The following is an 18,213-nucleotide window of genomic DNA, read 5'->3' as shown; positions in this document are numbered from 1 at the left end:
CTCGCCGGTAGCATGCTTTCCATGGCAGACACCACCGCCGCGGACGCCGCGGACAAGAAGCAGGAGCGGGCGGCCGCCAAGCTGGCCAAGCAGATCGGCGCCTTCGCGCGGCAGCACGGCGGCGCCGAGGGCCAGCTCGCCCACATCGGCCAGGCCGGCACCCGGATCGTGCTCGTGGGCACGGACGGCGGCTGGGGCGACCTGGTGGCCTCCACGTACGAGGTGGCCCGGCTGGCCGCGGAGAAGGCCGGCCTGACCCTCCACGAGGAGTTCGACGGCGAGTTCGCCGCCCGCGTGAAGACCGGCCCGTACGAGTGGACCCGGATGGCGGGCATCCAGCTCGGCGGGGCGGACAACCCGGCGGCCTGACGCCCGGCGCCGCGGCCTGACGCCCGTCCCGGTGGCCGCTCGGTCACCAGCGCGAGCAACACCTCGCACCCCGCTCACCCGTTAGGACGTGTGGAAGCCCCTTCCTCACGTCCGCAAACGGGATGCCCGGATGATCGAAACGCCGCCCCTGGTGGACCAGTACTGCCACGGAGTGCTCCGCCACGAGCTGGGCCTGGGCACCTTCGAGGCCGAACTGGCCCCCGCGGCCGGACCGCCCGCCGCCGGGACGACCTTCTTCGACACCCAGGCCGGCTTCGCCGTGCGCCGCTGGTGCGCGCCGCTCCTCGGCCTGGAGCCGCACTGCGCCCCGGCCCGCTACCTGGCCCGGCGGCGCGAGCTCGGCCCGCTCGAAGCCGGGCGCAGGCTGCTGCGCGGCGCGGGCATCGCCGCCCACCTGGTCGACACGGGCGTGCCCGGGGACCTGACCGGGCCCAAGGAGCTGGCCCTCACCGGGGACGCCGAGGCCTTTGAACTCGTCCGGCCGGAGCTGCTCGCCGAGCAGGTCGCCGACACCTCGGGCACCGTGCCCGCCTTCCTCGCCAACCTCGCCGAGGCACTCCACCACGCCGCCGCCGACGCCGTGGCCTTCACCTGCGGCCCCGACGCGGGATATCCGGCCGCCCTCGCCGGCGCCCCGGACCCGCCCGACCCGGGCGAGGTGGCGGCGGCCGCCGGGCGGTGGCTGGCCGCGCGCTCCAAGGGCGGGGCCGTGCGCGACCCCGTCCTGCTGCGGCACCTGCTGTGGAGCGCGGTGGCCACCGGGCTGCCGCTCCAGCTGCACACGGGCGCGGTGGAGCCGGGGGAGCGGCCGGAGCGGGCCGATCCGGCGCAGCTCGCGGACTTCGTACGGGCCACCGCGGGGCGGGGCAGCCGGATCGTGCTGCTCGGCGGGTACCCGTACCACCGGCGCACCGCCCAGCTCGCGGCCGCCTTCCCGCACGTCCACGCCGACCTCGGCGCCGTCCTCGGGCGCAGCGGGGCCCGGGCCGCCGGCGTGCTCGCCGAACTGCTGGAGCTCGCCCCCTTCGGGAAGCTGCTGTTCTCCAGCGGCGGGCGGCGGCTGCCCGAACTGCACGCGGTGGGAGCCCTGGTGTTCCGGGAGGCGCTGAGCCGGGTGCTCGGCGGCTGGGTCGGCGAGGGTGCCTGGTCCTGGCGGGACGCCGAACGGGTCGCCGCCCTGGTCGCGGCGGACAACGCCCGGCGCGTCTACCGCCTGGACGAACGCGGCTGAGCCCGGCCGGACCCCCACGGCCCGGCCGGGCTCGGCGGAAGCGGCCGGGCCGCGCGGCTCAGAGGGCGGTGAGCTGCGGGTCGCTCTGCGCGGGGATGCCGGCCCGGTCCACGGGCCGCTCGCGCAGGCTCAGCGCCACGCGCAGCACGCAGATCCACACCAGGCAGGAGCCGAGCATGTGGACGCCGACCAGGACCTCGGGCAGGTCGGTGAAGTACTGCACGTACCCGATGCCCCCCTGCGCGGCCAGCACGACCAGCAGGTCGCGGGCGCGGGCCCGGGTGTCGTCCGGGGCGTCCACCACGCGCAGCACCAGCCACATCGCGACGGCGAGCGCACACACCAGCCACGCCGAGATCGCGTGGACGTGCGCCGTCGTCGCCCAGTCGAGCGGCATGCGCTTGATCTCGCTGCGGTCGCCGGCGTGCGGGCCGGAGCCGGTGACCACCGTGCCCGCGGCGATCAGCACCACCGTGGTCGCGAGCAGCGCCCACGACAGCTTGCGCACCGGCCCGGGCACCCGCGGCCGGGGCGCGGTGTCGCCCTCACCGGTGCGGTGCCAGGTGACGACGGTCACCGTGATGAGCGAGGTGGCGAGGAGGAAGTGCCCGGCCACGCTGTACGGGTTGAGGCCCGTCATGACGGTGATGCCGCCGAGGACCGCGTTGCCCATGACGATGGCGAACTGCACCCAGCCGAGCCGGGTGAGCGAGTGGCGCCACGGCTTGGCCGAGCGGGCCGCGATGATGCCCCAGCCGACGGCCGAGCAGAGCACGTACGTCAGCATGCGGTTGGTGAACTCGATGGCGCCGTGCAGACCCTGAGCAGGTGTCGCGACCAGGCTGTCGTCGGTGCACTTGGGCCAGGTGTCGCAGCCGAGACCGGATCCGGTCAGCCGCACCGCGCCGCCGGTGACGACGATGGCCACGCTCATGACGAGCGCGGCGAACGCGGCCCGCCGGACGGTCCGGGGTGACGGAGTCCAGCGGCTGGCGATGTAAGCGAGAGGGGTCAACACGGCCCTTATCGTACGCGGCGCCTTGTGCAAACTTTCACGAGGGGGTGCCGCCGGCGGCCGGGCTGCCGGGGGCGTCGGCGCCGGCGACGTGGCGGAAACGGGCCCCGGCGGGATCGCCCTCCTCGTGCCACCACAGCAGGACCCGCCAATAGCCGCCGTCCCCGGGGTGGTCGGCGGACTCCCGGAAACCGCGCACCAATTCGGCGCCTATGTCGCCTGCTGTCCTGTTTCGCACCTCCGTGCTGCTGCGCCACGGGCCGTCCAGCGCACTCCACAGCCCGTCGGGGCCGCGCACCTCGAAGCGCCAGGCGGCCCGCCACGGGGTGACCTCCAGCATCGTCCCCACCTGGTCGGCGCCGAGCCCGAGCCCGGCGGCGATCCCGGCCTCGGGCACCCCCTGGATCCGGGCGGCCACCACCGCCCGGGGCAGCAGCCGCTCGGGCAGCAGGCCGCGGGCGCGCAGGTTCACCAGGGATTCGAAGGACAGGAAGCGCAGCCGCAGTTCCAGCTGCCGGCCGATGTGGTCCAGGGCCTCCTCCGCCTCCTCGGCCTCCTGGGCGCCGGGCGCGGAGAGCAGCAGCCGGCGGAAGCCGCCCTCCGCGTCCACCGCCCAGGCCACCGCCTCCTCGGTCAGGCCCAGCTCCGCCAGGCGGTCGCCGAGGAACACCTCGGCCTGGGCGAGGCCGCGCCGGTTGACCGGGTCGTGCTGGTCCAGGCCGTGCCAGACGTCGACCGCGGCCCGGGTCAGGTCCCGGGCGCGCTCGCCGGCCGCCCGCTCGATCGCGGTGGGGCCGCTCTCCGCGGCCGCGCCGAGCGGATGCCGGGGCAGCCGGCCCGCGTCGCTGAGCGGCCAGGCCAGCCACACCCCCTGGTTGATCAGCCCCCGCGCGTACCAGCGGGCGTACTCCGGATCGTGTCCGGCGGCCTGCTGCCCGTACCGCAGGCCCTCCTCGACCGCCGCCAGCGCCCCGGCCCGGTCGCCGCCGGCGAACCGGCGCGCCGCCAGGTCCCCCAGGCGCAGCCCGAGCCGCGCCGCGCAGGCCGGATCCGTCCGCGCCGGCCCGCGCAGCGCGCCGATCAGCTCCGCCAGCAGCCCTTCGGCCTCGGCGTACTCCGCGTGCTGCGCCCCCGACCGGATCCGCGCCCAGCGCTCGTCCAGCCGCAGCGCGGCCTCCCGTTCCCCCATGGTCCGCCCCCCGGCGTTCTGGTGGGCGCCGCCCCGGTGCGGCGGCGCCCGTCCTCCTGCCGGACCAACGTACGGGGGAGGGGAATCACTCCCACCGGAACAGCTTCGCCGCGGCACCCAGGCCCAGCACGGCCCACGCGCCCAGCACGGCCGCGTCGCCCCACGGCAGTGCGGCCCCGTGCCGCAGCACCTCCCGCAGCCCGTCGGACAGCGCCGAGATCGGCAGTAGGCCCAGCACATCCCGGACCGCGCCGGGGAACTTCTCCAGCGGAACGATCACCCCGCCGCCGACCAGCAGCAGCAGGAAGACCAGGTTCGCCGCGGCCAGTGTGACCTCGGCCTTGAGGGTGCCCGCCATCAGCAGCCCGAGCCCGGAGAACGCGGCCGTGCCCAGCAGGAGCAGCAGCGCCACCGACAGCGGGTTGCCCTGCGGGGACCAGCCCAGGCCCAGCGCGATCACCGTCAGCAGCGCGATCTGCAGCACCTCGGTGACCAGCACGGACAGGGTCTTGGCGGCCATCAGGGCCCAACGCGGCAGTGGGGAGGCCCCGAGCCGCTTGAGCACCCCGTAGCGCCGGTCGAAGCCGGTGGCGATGGCCTGGCCGGTGAAGGCGGTGGACATCACGGCGAGCGCCAGCACGCCGGGCGCGAGGAAGTCGACGGACTTCTCGCCGGCGGCGGCGTCCAGCGGCACCGAGACGATGTCGACGGAGGAGAACAGCACCAGCAGCAGCGCCGGGATGATCACGGTCAGCAGCAGCTGCTCCCCGTTGCGCAGCAGCATCCGGGTCTCGAGGGCCGTCTGGGCGGCGATCATGCGGGACACGGGCGCGGCCGCCGGGCGGGGGGTGAACGTACCGGCGCTCATGCGCGCAGCTCCTTACCGGTGAGCTCGAGGAAGACGTCTTCGAGGGTGTGCCGCTCCACGGAGAGGCTGCTCGGCATCACGCCGTGCTGGGCGCACCAGGAGGTGACGGTGGCCAGCATCTGCGGGTCGACGTCGCCGGTGACGCGGTAGCTGCCCGGGAGGAGCTCGGCGGCCTCGGTGCCGTCGGGCAGGGCCTTCAGCAGCGAGGCGAGGTCCAGGGAGGGGCGGCCGGTGAAGCGCAGGGTGTTCTCGGCGCCGCCGCGGCACAGCTGCTCGGGGCTGCCGTGGGCGATGACCCGGCCCGCGTCGACGATGGCCACCTCGTCGGCGAGCTGCTCGGCCTCGTCCATGTGATGCGTGGTGAGGACGACGCCGACCCCGTCGGCGCGCAGCTCCCGTACGAGGTCCCAGGTCGCGCGGCGGGCCTGCGGGTCCAGGCCGGCGGTGGGCTCGTCCAGGAAGACCAGCTCGGGGCGGCCGACCACGGCCATGGCCAGCGACAGGCGCTGCTGCTGGCCGCCGGACAGCCGGCGGTAGGGGGTGCGGCCACAGCCGCCGAGCCCGAGCCGCTCCACCAGGGAGCCCACGTCGAGCGGGTCGGCGTACAGCGCGGCCATGTGGCGCAGCATCTCGACGGCGCGGGCGCCGGAGTAGACGCCGCCGGACTGGAGCATCACGCCTATGCGGGGCCGCAGGGCCGCGGCCTGGGCGGCCGGGTCGAGGCCGAGGACGCGGACGGTGCCGGCGTCGGGGCGCAGGTAGCCCTCGCAGGTCTCCACGGTGGTGGTCTTGCCCGCGCCGTTGGGGCCGAGTACGGCGGTGACCGAGGCCTTGCGGACGGTGAGGTCCAGCCCGTCCACCGCGGTCTTCGGGCCGAACCGCTTCACCAGTCCGCGGATCTCCACGGCGGGGTCGTTGCTCATGCGGGTGAGTCTACGGAGCACCGCGGGGGCTGCGGGGGCCCGGGTCGGGGGCTCGGGAGGGCGCACGCGGGCGGAATCGGGGCGCATGCATCGCCGCTGGTCGGGCCGGGGAAGGGCCCCCCAGGGAGCTCACTCTGCGTAGACAGGTTAGGTAACCCTTAGTGATGGAGGACACCGGGGGTGGCGTCCGTCACGGCTTGTCGGGGCCGGAGTAATTACGCAACAATGGCGTTGTGAAATACGGCGAACGGCTGATCGAGGCCCCTCAGGGGGAGCTCGCTACCGGGGAGCGGTCAACCCGCAACCGGGTCGCGCGGTCCATCCTGGACCACGGGCCCTCCACCGTCGCCGACCTCGCCGCGCGGCTCGGCCTCACCCAGGCCGCCGTCCGACGCCACCTCGACACCCTCGTCGCGGACGACGTCGTCGAAGCCCGTGAACAGCGGGTCTACGGCACGCGCACCCGGGGCCGGCCCGCCAAGGTCTTCGCGCTCACCGACTGCGGTCGCGACGCCTTCGACCAGTCCTACGACTCCCTCGCCGCGGACGCCCTGCGCTGGATCGCGCAGTCCGCCGGCGGCGGCGAGCAGGGCGAGGCGGCCGTGGCCGCCTTCGCCAGGGCTCGGATGGAGGCCCAGGCCCAGAGCTACCGGGAGTCGGTCGACGCGGCAGCGCCCGCGGACCGCACCGAGGCCCTGGCCAAGGCGTTGACCGCGGACGGGTACGCTGCTACGGCGAAGAGCGCTCCCGGTCCGCACAGCGGTGAACAGCTCTGCCAGCACCACTGCCCGGTGGCCCACGTAGCCGAGCAGTTCCCGCAGCTCTGCGAGGCGGAGACCGAGGTCTTCTCCCGTCTGCTCGGGACCCACGTGCAGCGCCTTGCCACCATCGCCCACGGCGACGGGGTGTGCACCACCTTCATCCCGCGTGGCGCGGGCACAGCACAGTCCAACACATCAGCATCTGCAAGCACGGCCGGGAGGAACCCCGCATGACCACGGAGACTGCTCACCCTGAGCTCGAGGGTCTGGGCAACTACGAGTACGGCTGGGCCGACTCCGACGAGGCCGGCGCGGCTGCGAAGCGAGGCCTGTCCGAGGACGTGGTCCGGGACATCTCGGCCAAGAAGAACGAGCCCGAGTGGATGCTGAAGCTCCGCCTCAAGGGCCTGAAGCTCTTCGACAAGAAGCCCATGCCGACCTGGGGCTCCGACCTCTCGGGCATCGACTTCGACAACATCAAGTACTTCGTGCGGTCCACCGAGAAGCAGGCCGAGTCCTGGGAGGACCTGCCGGAGGACATCAAGAACACGTACGACAAGCTCGGCATCCCGGAGGCGGAGAAGCAGCGCCTCGTCGCCGGTGTCGCGGCCCAGTACGAGTCCGAGGTCGTCTACCACCAGATCCGCGAGGACCTGGAGGCGCAGGGCGTGATCTTCCTCGACACGGACACCGCGCTCAAGGAGCACCCGGAGCTCTTCCAGGAGTACTTCGGCACGGTCATCCCGGTCGGCGACAACAAGTTCGCGTCGCTGAACACCGCCGTGTGGTCGGGCGGCTCCTTCATCTACGTCCCCAAGGGTGTCCACGTGGACATCCCGCTGCAGGCCTACTTCCGCATCAACACGGAGAACATGGGCCAGTTCGAGCGGACGCTGATCATCGTCGACGAGGACGCCTACGTCCACTACGTCGAGGGCTGCACCGCCCCGATCTACTCCTCGGACTCGCTGCACAGCGCCGTGGTCGAGATCATCGTCAAGAAGGGCGGCCGCTGCCGCTACACGACGATCCAGAACTGGTCGAACAACGTCTACAACCTGGTCACCAAGCGCGCCGTGGCCTACGAGGGCGCGACCATGGAGTGGATCGACGGCAACATCGGTTCCAAGGTCACCATGAAGTACCCGGCCGTCTACCTGATGGGCGAGCACGCCAAGGGCGAGACCCTGTCCATCGCCTTCGCGGGCGAGGGCCAGCACCAGGACGCCGGCTCCAAGATGGTCCACATGGCGCCGAACACCTCCTCGAACATCGTCTCCAAGTCGGTGGCGCGGGGCGGCGGCCGCACTTCCTACCGCGGCCTGGTCGAGATCGGCGAGGGTGCCGCGGGCTCGAAGAGCAACGTGCTCTGCGACGCGCTGCTGGTGGACACCATCTCCCGCTCGGACACCTACCCCTACGTCGACGTCCGCGAGGACGACGTCACCATGGGCCACGAGGCGACCGTCTCCAAGGTCTCCGACGACCAGCTCTTCTACCTGATGCAGCGCGGCATGACCGAGTTCGAGGCCATGGCCATGATCGTGCGCGGCTTCGTCGAGCCCATCGCCAAGGAGCTGCCGATGGAGTACGCGCTGGAGCTCAACCGGCTGATCGAGCTGCAGATGGAGGGCTCGGTCGGCTAGTCCCGGCCGCCCCGCCCCCGTCCCGCAGCACATTCTTTGACGAAGGAAGAGAGCAGAACGACAGCCATGGCTGAGGCTCAGAACATTCCGGTCGGCTCCACCACGGCCGGCTCGATCGCGGTGGCCGCAGAGTCCACCGTCGCCACCCGGATGAGCGCGCCGCCGTCCTTCGACGTGGCGGACTTCCCCATCCCGCACGGCCGCGAGGAGGAGTGGCGCTTCACGCCGCTCGCCCGCCTGCGCGGTCTGCACGACGGCTCCGCGGTCGCCAACGGCACCATGAAGGCCCAGATCGACGCGCCCGAGGGCGTCACCGTCGAGTCGGTCGAGCGCGGCGACGAGCGCATCGGCAAGGCCGGCACCCCGGTCGACCGGATCGCCGCCCAGGCCTTCTCCTCCTTCGCCAAGGCCACGGTCGTCACCGTGCCCAAGGAGACCGTGCTCGCCGAGCCGATCCGCGTCGCCCTGCACGGAGAGGGCGGCACGACCTTCGGCCACACCGTCTTCGACGTCAAGCCGTTCGCCGAGGCGATCATCGTGATCGACCACACCGGTGACGGCGTGCGCGCCGCCAACGTCGACATCCTCGTCGGCGACGGTGCCAAGGTGACCTTCGTGTCCGTCCAGGACTGGGACGACACCGCCGTGCACACCTCGCAGCACAACGCGCTGCTGGGCCGCGACGCCAGCTTCAAGTCGGTCGTCGTCACCTTCGGCGGTGACGTCGTCCGCATCCACCCCCGCGTGCGCTACGCGGGCACCGGCGGCGAGGCCGAGCTGCTCGGCCTGTACTTCACCGACGCCGGCCAGCACCAGGAGCACCGCCTCCTGGTCACGCACGACGCCCCGCACTGCAAGTCCCACGTGGTCTACAAGGGCGCGCTCCAGGGCCAGGACGCCCACGCGGTCTGGATCGGCGACGTGCTGATCGAGAAGAGCGCCGAGGGCACCGACACCTACGAGATGAACCGCAACCTCGTCCTCACGGACGGCGCGCGGGTCGACTCGGTGCCGAACCTGGAGATCGAGACCGGCGAGATCGTCGGCGCCGGCCACGCCTCCGCGACCGGCCGCTTCGACGACGAGCAGCTGTTCTACCTCCAGGCCCGCGGCATCCCGGCCGACGACGCCCGCCGTCTGGTGGTGCGCGGCTTCTTCGCCGAGCTCGTCCAGCAGATCGGTGTCGACGACATCGAGGAGCGCCTGATCGGCAAGATCGAGGCAGAGCTCGAGGCGTCCGTCTGATGACCTACATCAAGGCCTGTGCGCTGAGCGAGCTGGAGGAGAACACCCCGAAGCGGGTGGAACTCGACGGCACGCCCGTGTCCATTGTCTCGACCGACGAGGGGGTGTTCGCGATCAACGACATCTGCTCGCACGCGAACGTCTCGCTCTCGGAGGGCGAGGTCGAGGACTGCATGATCGAGTGCTGGCTGCACGGCTCGGCGTTCGACCTGCGCACCGGCAAGCCCTCGGGGCTGCCGGCGACCCGCCCCGTTCCCGTATACCCCGTAAAGATCGAAGGGGACGACGTGCTCGTCTCCCTCACCCAGGAGTCCTGAGGCACCCATGGCAACGCTTGAAATCCACGACCTGCACGTCTCCGTCGAGACTGGTGACTCGGCGAATGGCACCCGCGAGATCCTCAAGGGCGTCGACCTGACCGTCAAGCAGGGCGAGACGCACGCCATCATGGGCCCCAACGGCTCCGGCAAGTCCACCCTGGCGTACTCGCTCGCCGGCCACCCGAAGTACACCATCACCGGTGGCTCGGTGACCCTCGACGGCGAGGACGTCCTGGAGATGTCCGTCGACGAGCGCGCCCGCGCCGGCGTCTTCCTCGCCATGCAGTACCCGGTCGAGGTCCCCGGCGTCTCGGTCTCCAACTTCCTGCGCACCTCCGCCACCGCCATCCGCGGCGAGGCCCCCAAGCTGCGCACCTGGGTGAAGGAGGTCAAGGAGGCCATGGAGCGTCTCCAGATGGACCCGGCCTTCGCCGAGCGCAACGTCAACGAGGGCTTCTCCGGCGGTGAGAAGAAGCGCCACGAGATCCTGCAGCTGGAGCTCCTGAAGCCGAGGATCGCGATCCTCGACGAGACCGACTCCGGCCTCGACGTCGACGCCCTGCGCATCGTCTCCGAGGGCGTCAACCGCGTCCGTGAGACCGGTGAGGTCGGCACCCTGCTGATCACCCACTACACGCGCATCCTGCGCTACATCAAGCCCGACTTCGTGCACGTCTTCGCGAACGGCCGCATCGCCGAGTCCGGCGGCGCCGAGCTGGCCGACCAGCTCGAGAACGAGGGCTACGACAAGTACGTGAAGGGTGGCGCTACCGCGTGACGCAGCTGCCTGGCCTCCTCGACATCGAGGCGATCCGCAAGGACTTCCCCCTGCTGGATCGTGTGGTCCACGACGGGAAGAAGATCGTTTACCTGGACAACGCGGCGACCTCGCAGAAGCCGCGCCAGGTGCTCGACGCGCTGAACGCCTACTACGAACGGCACAACGCCAACGTCCACCGCGGCGTGCACGTGCTCGCCGAGGAGGCCACGGCACTGTACGAGGGCGCCCGCGACAAGGTGGCCGCCTTCATCAACGCGCCGAGCCGCGACGAGGTGATCTTCACCAAGAACGCCTCCGAGTCGCTCAACCTGGTCGCGAACATGCTCGGCTGGGCCGACGAGCCCTACCGGGTCGACCGCGAGACCGAGATCGCCATCACCGAGATGGAGCACCACTCCAACATCGTCCCGTGGCAGCTGCTCTCGCAGCGCACCGGCGCGAAGCTGAAGTGGTTCGGCCTCACCGACGACGGCCGCCTCGACCTGTCCAACATCGAAGAGGTCATCACGGAGAAGACGAAGATCGTCTCCTTCACGCTGGTCTCCAACATCCTGGGCACGGTCAACCCGGTCGAGGCGATCGTCCGGCGCGCGCAGGAGGTCGGCGCGCTGGTGCTGATCGACGCCTCGCAGGCCGCTCCCCACATGCCCCTGGACGTCCAGGCCCTCGGCGCCGACTTCGTGGCCTTCACCGGCCACAAGATGTGCGGCCCGACCGGCATCGGCGTCCTGTGGGGCCGCCAGGAGCTCCTGGAGGACCTGCCCCCGTTCCTCGGCGGCGGCGAGATGATCGAGACCGTCTCGATGCACTCCTCCACGTACGCCCCGGCGCCCCACAAGTTCGAGGCGGGCACGCCCCCGATCGCCCAGGCCGTCGGCCTCGGCGCGGCCGTGGACTACCTGACCTCGATCGGCATGGACAAGATCGCTGCGCACGAGCACGCGATCACCGAGTACGCCGTCAAGCGCCTGCAGGAGGTCCCCGACCTGCGGATCATCGGCCCCACCACGGCCGAGGACCGCGGCGCCGCGATCTCCTTCACCCTCGGCGACATCCACCCGCACGACGTGGGCCAGGTCCTGGACGAGCAGGGCATCGCGGTCCGCGTGGGACACCACTGCGCGCGCCCGGTCTGCCTGCGGTACGGAATTCCGGCGACCACGCGAGCGTCTTTCTATCTGTACTCCTCTCCGGCCGACGTCGACGCGCTGATCGACGGACTGGAGCACGTACGGAACTTCTTCGGATGACGAGGACGCTGTGAAGCTGGATTCGATGTACCAGGAACTGATCCTGGACCACTACAAGCACCCGCACGGGCGCGGCCTGCGCGACGGTGACGCCGAGGTGCACCACGTCAACCCGACGTGCGGCGACGAGATCACGCTGCGCGTGAAGTACGACGGCGAGACGCTCACCGACGTCTCGTACGAGGGCCAGGGCTGCTCCATCAGCCAGGCCAGCGCGTCCGTGCTGAACGAGCTGCTCGTCGGCAAGCAGCTGGGTGAGGCGCAGAAGATCCAGGGCGTGTTCCTGGAGATGATGCAGTCGAAGGGCAAGATCGAGCCCGACGAGGCGATGGAGGAGGTGCTGGAGGACGCGGTCGCGTTCGTCGGCGTCTCCAAGTACCCGGCGCGCGTGAAGTGCGCCCTGCTCAGCTGGATGGCGTGGAAGGACGCGACCGCCCAGGTGATGGGTGACGGCGCGGAGAGGAAGACGGCATGACCGAGAACGCGACGCCCGAGGCGTCGATCAAGCCCGCCACCGAGGAAGAGGTCCGTGAGGCGCTCTACGACGTGGTCGACCCCGAGCTGGGCATCGACGTCGTCAACCTGGGTCTGATCTACGGCATCCACATCGACGACGCGAACATCGCCACCCTCGACATGACCCTGACCTCGGCGGCCTGCCCGCTGACGGACGTCATCGAGGACCAGGCGAAGTCGGCGACGGAGGGCATCGTCAACGAGCTCCGCATCAACTGGGTCTGGATGCCCCCGTGGGGCCCGGACAAGATCACGGACGATGGCCGTGAGCAGCTGCGCGCGCTCGGCTTCAACGTCTGAGCCGTTCCGCTCCAGGGAGGGTCCCCGGCACTGTGCCGGGGGCCCTCCCTGCGTTTTCGCTTCCTGCCTGTTCGTCCGGCGGACGGGCGGCGTGCACCGGGCGTTGACCGGGGGCGCCGACCCTTCTCGACGGCCGTCCGGTCCGTGCGGCGGCCCGCATCCGGTTCCGCAACCGGTTCAGTTCGTGGAGGTCACCGATGAAGAAGCAGTTGTCGCTCGCAGGGATCGCCGGGCTGCTGCTCGCCGCGGCCCACGCTCCGGCCCAGGCGGTCACGTACGGCACGCCCACCGTCGTCCTGTCCGCCGGCTACCTCTCCGGTGCCGTCGGCGCGGTCGGTGACCCGCAGGTCGACGTGACGGTCGCTCAGAGCGGCGCCGACGCCTCGGCCCTCACCGTCGCGGTGACCGCCTCCAGTCGGACCGCGGTCGCCGCGCCGGGCGACGTGACCGTCACGGGGACCGGGGCGGTGCGGCACCTGGCCGTCGCCGCGCGGGGCCGCGGCTACACCGACCTCACCGTCAAGGTGACCGGGCTGGGCGGCAAGACCGCGACCAGGACCCTGTCCTACGCGGCCTCGGGCGCCGTGCAGAACCCTGCCGACACGCGGTACTTCACCGGTGCCTCGGACACCTCGGCCGCCGTGGACGTGGGCGGCGGGTACGCCGTCGTCGCCGACGACGAGAACAACGTGCTGCGCCTGTACGACCGTTACCGCTCGGGTGCGCCGGTGCGGACGTGGGACTTCAGCAGCCAACTGGGCGTCACCAAGGAGGTCGACATCGAGGGCGCGACCCGGATCGGCGACACCATCTACTGGACGGGCTCGCTCGGCAACAACAAGGACGGCGAGTACAAGGCGCCCCGGAACACGGTGTTCACCACCACCGTGAGCGGCTCCGGCCCGGGCACGAAGCTGGCGTACGGGCGCTCGTACAAGAAGCTCCGCGACGACCTGGTGGCCTGGGACGTCGCGAACGGCAACCGATACGGCTTCGCGGCGGGGACGGCGGCCGGGGAGGCGCCGAAGCAGATCGACGGGTTCAACGCGGAGGGGCTGGAGTTCGCGCCCGGCTCCACGACCACCGCGTACCTGGGCTTCCGGGCCCCGCTGGCTCCCGCCGTGCCCGGCGGGAAGGCGCTGCTGGTGCCCGTGACCAACTTCGACCAGGTGCTCGCGGCCGGGGCGAAGGCGGTCTTCGGGGCGGGGATCGAGCTCGACCTCGGCGGGCTGTCCGTCCGCGACATCCGCAAGAACGCCGCCGGCCAGTACCTGATCCTGGCCGGCTCCTGGGCGGCCGACGACAACACCGACCCGTACGCGCTCTACCAGTGGGACGGCGTCCCGGGTCACGCCCCGGTCAAGCGGCTCGACCTGCCGACGGCGGACCCGGGCGGCTGGGAGGCCATCGCGGAGGTCCCGGACCTGTCGGTCGCGGGGGCGCGGGTGCAGCTGGTGACCGACAGCGGGTCCGCGGACCTGTACGGGGACGGGGTCGAGGCGAAGGACCTGGCCCACCCGGAGTGGAAGAAGTCGCGGACGGTCTGGTTCACGCTGAACTGACCGGCGCCGAACGGATCGGATCCGGTGGCCGGCACGGGGCGGGCCCGGGCCTTGTGTACGGGCGTACGCAACGATGTGTACGCTGGTACACATGCCGTACGTACTGCTCGCCGCCGCCATTGCCGCCGAGGTCGCCGGGACCACCGCCATGAAGTTCAGCGACGGCTTCACGAAGCTGTGGCCGTCGCTGGGCACGGTCGTGGGCTACCTCGTGGCGTTCACGCTGCTCGCGCAGACGCTGAAGTCGATGTCGGTAGGCACGGCCTACGCGATATGGGCCGGCGTCGGCACGGCCGCCATCGCCGCCATCGGCATGGTGTTCATGGGCGAGACGGCCACCGCCGCCAAGCTCGCCGGGATCGCCCTGATCATCGCCGGGGTCGTCCTGGTGAACCTGAGCGGGGCCCACTGATGGCCGCCGGCACGGGGCGCAGGTACGACCCGGACCGGCGCCAGCGGATCATCGACGCGGCGATCCGGGTGGTGGGCGCCAAGGGCATCGCGGGCCTGAGCCACCGCAGCGCGGCGGCCGAGGCGGACGTCCCGCTGGGCTCGACCACCTACCACTTCGCCACGCTGGACGACCTGCTGGTGGCGGCCCTGTCGCAGGTCAACGCCGCCTTCGAGGAGACCGTCGCCGCCTCGCCCGCGCTGGCCGACCCCGGGGCGGACCTGGCCGGGGCACTGGCCCGGCTGCTCGGGGAGTTCCTCGGGGCGGACCGGGGGCGGGCGGAGCTGGAGTACGAGCTCTACCTGGCGGCCCTGCGGCGGCCCGCGCTGCGGCCGGTGGCGGCGCAGTGGTGCGAGTCCGTCGCCGCGGCCCTGTCGGTGCGGACGGACCCGGTGACCGCCCGCGCCCTGGTGGCCGCCATGGACGGCATCGGCCTCCAGGTGCTCCTGACCGGCGCCGCCTACGACGAGGCGTACGCCCGCGAGGTGCTGGGCCGGTTGCTCGCCGGAGCGGGCGGGCCGGGGGCGTCCGGCGGATCAGGGCCGAGCACCGCCCGCTAGGGCACGCGCGGGATCGCCTGGAAGTCGAACGAGGCTCCGTTGTCGGCGGTGTTCGTGTCGCTGGAGCCGGTGATCGACGCATGGATGGTGCCGTTGCCGGTGCTCGTCACCGCGATGAGGAGCGGGATCTGGCCCTTCTCCCCGGCCTTGACGGTGCCGCCCGTGCAGCGGAAGCCGGAGGTTCCGGCGGCCGCGCAGGTGAAACCGCTGAACGTGCCGTTCTCCGGAGGCCGTCGCAGCTTCATCGGCCCCGTCGCCCAGGCCTCGAGCACGACGCCCTTCGCGTCGGCGCCCTTGTTGGTGTACCCCACCCAGTAGTTCCGGTTGGTGCCCGACGGCGGGTTGGCCTCGCCGGTGATCGGGCCGACCGACAGGTCCGTCGGTGCGCTCTGCGGCTTGGAGGCGTCGACGGGGCCCGCGCACACCTTGTTGGACTCGGGGGTGTCGGGATCCTCCAGCTTGTACGCGTTGAGCGGGTTGTCCTCGTAGTGGACGGTCGCCCTGATCGTCGCGCAGTACGCCACACCCGGCTTGATGCCGGTGGCCGACCGTTTGGCCACCCGGCCCGTCCCGGGTATGCCGCCGGGTGCCCGGCGCACGATCTTGGTGTACCCCGGATTGTCCTTCTCGGTGAGGGTCATCGTGTACGCGGTGTCGGGTTCGGAGTTGTCCCGGAAGGTGAGGTAGGCCGTCGGTGCGTCCAGCTGCAGGGTCAGCAGGGTCGGCGCTTTCACGATGGGGTCGGCGGCGGCGGCCGGTGTGGCCGTCGTGGCTGCCAGGCCGCACGCCATGCCGACGCCGAGGGAGAGGTGCAGGACCCGGCGTGTTCGTCTCGCGGATGTCATCGGACTTCCCGTTCCGTCGCGGTACTGGGACCCGCCCCCACCGGTGGCGCCCCTGGCACGGGCGCGCCTGCCCCCGCCTCCGCCCTCCCGTCCGGCACCGTCCATTCTCCGCTCGACCGGCGCCCGCGGCACTCCGGAGGGGGCGTCAGCGCGCGGTGCGCAGCGCCTGCAGCGCCACGGTGACGCTCGCCTCGATGTCGCGGATCGGGTAGATCACCTCGCGCACCGTGCGGTCCCGGTCCAGGACCAGCGTCAGCCGCTTGATCCGGCTGACCCCGCCCGCCCGGAACGTCGGCAGCCGCAGCGCGGCCGTCAGGGCCAGGTCCGCGTCCGACAGCAGCGGGAACCGCAGCCGCTCCGCCTCCGCGAACTCCCGCTGCTCGTCCGGCCGCTGGGTCGACACGCCGTGGACCGTGGCGCCCGCGGCCGTGAACTCCGCGAGCTGGTCGCGGTACGTGCACGACTCCAGCGTGCAGCCCTTGGCGCCCGGGATCCCGGCCCAGCCGGGCGGGTAGGACTCGGCCCGGGCGTACGCGCCGGGGAAGCAGTACAGGACCGTGAACGGGGTGTCGCCCGCCACCGGGTCGCTGAGCTCGCCGAAACGGTCCGGCAGCAGCAGCTCCGGCACCCGCGTGCCGCGCAGCGCGTGCACCCGTTCCGCCTCCCGCGAGGCCTCCTGCGTCGTCGCCGTCATCTCTCCCTCTCCCAGGACCCAGGCGTCTCCCCAGTCCTGGAGGGCCACCAGGACCGGCAGCAGCCCCCGCCCGCGCGGGGTCAGCCGGTACTCGTGCCGCACCGGGCGCTCCTGGTACGGCTCGCGCGACAGCACCCCGGCGTCGACCAGCAGCTTCAGCCGCTCGGCAAGCACCTTCCGGGACATGCCCAGCTCCCGCTGGAACTCCTCGAAGCGGTGCAGGCCGCGCGCGGCGTCGCGGACGATCAGCAGCGTCCACCAGTCGCCCACCACGTCGAGGGCCTGGGCGATCGCGCAGTCGGCGTCGCCGAGGTGTGTGCGCTGGGCCATGGGAACTCCTTCGTCCGTTGACCCAAGGCTGTCATGCTGACATAGTCCGTTCCCAAAAGGAACTCACTCATTTCTCAACGGTGCGGCGGGGGAGTGGTCGGACGTGGTGCAGGCCTTCAAGGACGTGCCGAGAGCGGTGTGGCTGCTGGCGGCGGGGGTGTTCGTCAACGCCGTCGTCAGCTTCACCTTCGTCTTCGTCTTCCTCTACCTGACCGGGCCGCGCGGCCTGGGCACCGCCCAGGCGGGCCTGGTGACCGGCATCGGCGGCATCGGGCTGGTCGCCGGGAACTTCACCGGCGGCTGGTACGGCGACCGCTTCGGCCACCGCCGTGTCCTCCTCGCCGCCTCCACCCTCGCCGGCCTCACCCTCATGTCCTTCCCGCTGCTGCCCGGCGCCCTGCTGTACGCGGCCCTGCCGCTGGCCCAGTACGCCTCCGGGGTGGTCCGGGCCGCCAACTCCGCCCTCGTCGCCGTGACCGTCCCCGAGGGGGGCCGCCGCCAGGCCTTCGCCGTCGTGCGCTGCGTCTCCAACGGCGGCTTCACCCTCGGCCCGCCCCTGGGCGCGCTGATCGCGACCGGGCTCTCGTACGACTGGCTCTTCGTCGGCGACGGCCTCGGCACCCTCTTCTTCGCGCTGTGGACCGCCCGGGTCGTCCCCGCCCGCGGCCGCGCGCGCAGCGCCTCCGCGGCCCCGGACGGGGGTCGGGGCCGCGGACTGCTCGGGGAGCTGCGGCAGCGGCCCGCCGTCCTGGTGCTCCTCGGCGCGATCCTGGTCACCGACGTCGTCTACCGCCAGCAGTACGGCGTCTTCCCCGTCTTCCTCGCCGACCACGGCCTCGACACCACCGACTTCGGCTTCGTGATCGCCCTCAACGGCGCGGTCATCCTGCTGCTGGAGCTGCCCGCCGCCGCGCTGCTGCGCGACCGGCCGCCGCTGCCCGTCATCGGCGCCGGGCTGGTGCTGGTCGCTGCCGGGTACGCGGCGCTGCTGCCCGGGGCGGGGGTGGCCACCGGCGTCGCGATGATGGTGCTGCTCAGCCTCGGGGAGATCCTGTACAAGACCACCGCCACCGCGTACGTCGCCGACCAGGCCCCCGAGCACGCCATCGGGCGGTTCCAGAGCCTGTACGCCGGGGTCTCGGTCAGCGGCGTCGTCCTCGGCCCGGCGCTGGGCGGGGCGGTGTACGCGGCCGCGCCCGGCCTGCTGTGGCCGCTGTGCGCGGCGCTGGCCGCGGGGGCGGGCGCGGCGGTGCTGTACGCGGCCCGGCGGCCCGGGCGGCAGGGGGCGCGCCCGGCACATGAGACCGGTTCGCACCCGCAAGCCGTCGCCGGTTAG

General features: G+C 72.2%; 20 protein-coding genes. 14 read left to right on the top strand and 6 right to left on the bottom strand.

What is annotated here, in order from left to right; all coding sequences use genetic code 11:
• The first annotated feature begins 21 nt into the window (after nt 1-21).
• Entirely contained in the window at nt 22-369 is a 348-nt protein-coding gene (locus AB0F11_RS11950) for a hypothetical protein (protein ID WP_362171109.1), read from the top strand.
• 130 nt (nt 370-499) lie between these two features.
• On the top strand, nt 500-1,621 hold the full coding sequence (locus tag AB0F11_RS11945) for an amidohydrolase family protein (protein WP_362171106.1): 1,122 nt from the start codon (nt 500-502) through the stop codon (nt 1,619-1,621).
• 58 nt (nt 1,622-1,679) lie between these two features.
• On the opposite strand, the gene AB0F11_RS11940 is transcribed toward AB0F11_RS11945, so the two are convergent.
• The 4 genes from AB0F11_RS11940 to AB0F11_RS11925 all read right to left on the bottom strand — a co-directional run bounded on the left by AB0F11_RS11940 (nt 1,680) and on the right by AB0F11_RS11925 (nt 5,616).
• A complete protein-coding gene (locus tag AB0F11_RS11940; RefSeq protein WP_362171103.1) occupies nt 1,680-2,669 on the bottom strand; it encodes a COX15/CtaA family protein in 990 nt (329 codons plus the stop codon).
• Between the two features lie 4 nt (nt 2,670-2,673).
• The gene (locus tag AB0F11_RS11935) at nt 2,674-3,825 is read right to left on the bottom strand and encodes a hypothetical protein (RefSeq protein ID WP_362171100.1); all 1,152 of its coding nucleotides are present in this window, start codon (nt 3,823-3,825) and stop codon (nt 2,674-2,676) included.
• 85 nt (nt 3,826-3,910) lie between these two features.
• Nucleotides 3,911-4,693: an ABC transporter permease gene (locus AB0F11_RS11930; RefSeq protein WP_362171098.1), complete on the bottom strand. Its 783-nt coding sequence runs from the start codon at nt 4,691-4,693 to the stop codon at nt 3,911-3,913.
• A complete protein-coding gene (locus AB0F11_RS11925) occupies nt 4,690-5,616 on the bottom strand; it encodes an ABC transporter ATP-binding protein (RefSeq protein ID WP_362171095.1) in 927 nt (308 codons plus the stop codon). Before AB0F11_RS11925 ends, AB0F11_RS11930 begins: the two co-directional genes overlap by 4 nt.
• Nucleotides 5,617-5,849: 233 nt before the next feature.
• On the opposite strand from AB0F11_RS11925, the gene AB0F11_RS11920 reads away from it, so the two are divergent.
• The 11 genes from AB0F11_RS11920 (at nt 5,850) to AB0F11_RS11870 (ending at nt 15,008) form a co-directional block, all read left to right on the top strand.
• The gene (locus tag AB0F11_RS11920) at nt 5,850-6,611 is read left to right on the top strand and encodes an ArsR family transcriptional regulator (protein WP_362171092.1); all 762 of its coding nucleotides are present in this window, start codon (nt 5,850-5,852) and stop codon (nt 6,609-6,611) included.
• Entirely contained in the window at nt 6,608-8,023 is a 1,416-nt protein-coding gene (gene sufB / locus AB0F11_RS11915; RefSeq protein WP_361902227.1) for a Fe-S cluster assembly protein SufB, read from the top strand. The genes AB0F11_RS11920 and sufB overlap by 4 nt, the downstream gene beginning before the upstream one ends.
• Nucleotides 8,024-8,089: 66 nt before the next feature.
• The gene (sufD, locus tag AB0F11_RS11910; protein WP_362171089.1) at nt 8,090-9,268 is read left to right on the top strand and encodes a Fe-S cluster assembly protein SufD; all 1,179 of its coding nucleotides are present in this window, start codon (nt 8,090-8,092) and stop codon (nt 9,266-9,268) included.
• A complete protein-coding gene (locus AB0F11_RS11905; RefSeq protein ID WP_361902233.1) occupies nt 9,268-9,585 on the top strand; it encodes a bifunctional 3-phenylpropionate/cinnamic acid dioxygenase ferredoxin subunit in 318 nt (105 codons plus the stop codon). The genes sufD and AB0F11_RS11905 overlap by 1 nt, the downstream gene beginning before the upstream one ends.
• 7 nt (nt 9,586-9,592) lie before the next feature.
• Nucleotides 9,593-10,366 carry a Fe-S cluster assembly ATPase SufC gene (gene sufC / locus AB0F11_RS11900; RefSeq protein WP_362171086.1) on the top strand — a complete coding sequence of 258 codons (774 nt, stop codon included), beginning with the start codon at nt 9,593-9,595 and terminating at the stop codon, nt 10,364-10,366.
• Complete coding sequence (locus AB0F11_RS11895; protein ID WP_362171083.1) at nt 10,363-11,619, top strand: cysteine desulfurase; 1,257 nt, start codon at nt 10,363-10,365, stop codon at nt 11,617-11,619. The genes sufC and AB0F11_RS11895 overlap by 4 nt, the downstream gene beginning before the upstream one ends.
• 10 nt (nt 11,620-11,629) lie before the next feature.
• Complete coding sequence (sufU, locus tag AB0F11_RS11890; protein ID WP_361902242.1) at nt 11,630-12,094, top strand: Fe-S cluster assembly sulfur transfer protein SufU; 465 nt, start codon at nt 11,630-11,632, stop codon at nt 12,092-12,094.
• Nucleotides 12,091-12,435: a metal-sulfur cluster assembly factor gene (locus tag AB0F11_RS11885; protein WP_007263433.1), complete on the top strand. Its 345-nt coding sequence runs from the start codon at nt 12,091-12,093 to the stop codon at nt 12,433-12,435. Before sufU ends, AB0F11_RS11885 begins: the two co-directional genes overlap by 4 nt.
• Before the next feature lie 197 nt (nt 12,436-12,632).
• Complete coding sequence (locus AB0F11_RS11880; RefSeq protein WP_362171080.1) at nt 12,633-13,997, top strand: hypothetical protein; 1,365 nt, start codon at nt 12,633-12,635, stop codon at nt 13,995-13,997.
• 91 nt (nt 13,998-14,088) lie between these two features.
• A complete protein-coding gene (locus tag AB0F11_RS11875) occupies nt 14,089-14,409 on the top strand; it encodes a multidrug efflux SMR transporter (RefSeq protein ID WP_361902248.1) in 321 nt (106 codons plus the stop codon).
• The gene (locus AB0F11_RS11870) at nt 14,409-15,008 is read left to right on the top strand and encodes a TetR family transcriptional regulator (protein ID WP_362171077.1); all 600 of its coding nucleotides are present in this window, start codon (nt 14,409-14,411) and stop codon (nt 15,006-15,008) included. Before AB0F11_RS11875 ends, AB0F11_RS11870 begins: the two co-directional genes overlap by 1 nt.
• Here AB0F11_RS11870 and AB0F11_RS11865 read toward each other — a convergent pair.
• Together AB0F11_RS11865 and AB0F11_RS11860 are read right to left on the bottom strand one after the other, a co-directional pair.
• Nucleotides 15,005-15,853: a hypothetical protein gene (locus tag AB0F11_RS11865; RefSeq protein ID WP_362171074.1), complete on the bottom strand. Its 849-nt coding sequence runs from the start codon at nt 15,851-15,853 to the stop codon at nt 15,005-15,007. The genes AB0F11_RS11870 and AB0F11_RS11865 overlap by 4 nt on opposite strands.
• Nucleotides 15,854-15,998: 145 nt before the next feature.
• Nucleotides 15,999-16,877, bottom strand: a complete 879-nt coding sequence (locus tag AB0F11_RS11860; protein ID WP_362171071.1) for a winged helix-turn-helix transcriptional regulator — start codon at nt 16,875-16,877, stop codon at nt 15,999-16,001.
• A gap of 106 nt (nt 16,878-16,983) precedes the next feature.
• Between AB0F11_RS11860 and AB0F11_RS11855 the strand changes: the two genes are divergently transcribed.
• A complete protein-coding gene (locus AB0F11_RS11855) occupies nt 16,984-18,213 on the top strand; it encodes an MFS transporter (RefSeq protein WP_362171212.1) in 1,230 nt (409 codons plus the stop codon).

Source organism: Streptomyces sp. NPDC032472 (assembly GCF_040636955.1).
Taxonomy (GTDB): Bacteria; Actinomycetota; Actinomycetes; order Streptomycetales; family Streptomycetaceae; genus Streptomyces.
Note: the sequence above shows the minus strand (reverse complement) of the source record. Positions and strands in the feature narration are given on the sequence as shown.

Coding starts and splice junctions, on each gene's coding strand:
- AB0F11_RS11950 (WP_362171109.1), top strand. CDS start 22: ATGGCAGACACCACCGCCGCGGACGCCGCGGACAAGAAGCAGGAGCGG.
- AB0F11_RS11945 (WP_362171106.1), top strand. CDS start 500: ATGATCGAAACGCCGCCCCTGGTGGACCAGTACTGCCACGGAGTGCTC.
- AB0F11_RS11935 (WP_362171100.1), bottom strand. CDS start 3,825: ATGGGGGAACGGGAGGCCGCGCTGCGGCTGGACGAGCGCTGGGCGCGG.
- AB0F11_RS11930 (WP_362171098.1), bottom strand. CDS start 4,693: ATGAGCGCCGGTACGTTCACCCCCCGCCCGGCGGCCGCGCCCGTGTCC.
- AB0F11_RS11925 (WP_362171095.1), bottom strand. CDS start 5,616: ATGAGCAACGACCCCGCCGTGGAGATCCGCGGACTGGTGAAGCGGTTC.
- sufB (WP_361902227.1), top strand. CDS start 6,608: ATGACCACGGAGACTGCTCACCCTGAGCTCGAGGGTCTGGGCAACTAC.
- sufD (WP_362171089.1), top strand. CDS start 8,090: ATGGCTGAGGCTCAGAACATTCCGGTCGGCTCCACCACGGCCGGCTCG.
- AB0F11_RS11905 (WP_361902233.1), top strand. CDS start 9,268: ATGACCTACATCAAGGCCTGTGCGCTGAGCGAGCTGGAGGAGAACACC.
- sufC (WP_362171086.1), top strand. CDS start 9,593: ATGGCAACGCTTGAAATCCACGACCTGCACGTCTCCGTCGAGACTGGT.
- AB0F11_RS11885 (WP_007263433.1), top strand. CDS start 12,091: ATGACCGAGAACGCGACGCCCGAGGCGTCGATCAAGCCCGCCACCGAG.
- AB0F11_RS11880 (WP_362171080.1), top strand. CDS start 12,633: ATGAAGAAGCAGTTGTCGCTCGCAGGGATCGCCGGGCTGCTGCTCGCC.
- AB0F11_RS11875 (WP_361902248.1), top strand. CDS start 14,089: ATGCCGTACGTACTGCTCGCCGCCGCCATTGCCGCCGAGGTCGCCGGG.
- AB0F11_RS11870 (WP_362171077.1), top strand. CDS start 14,409: ATGGCCGCCGGCACGGGGCGCAGGTACGACCCGGACCGGCGCCAGCGG.
- AB0F11_RS11865 (WP_362171074.1), bottom strand. CDS start 15,853: ATGACATCCGCGAGACGAACACGCCGGGTCCTGCACCTCTCCCTCGGC.
- AB0F11_RS11860 (WP_362171071.1), bottom strand. CDS start 16,877: ATGGCCCAGCGCACACACCTCGGCGACGCCGACTGCGCGATCGCCCAG.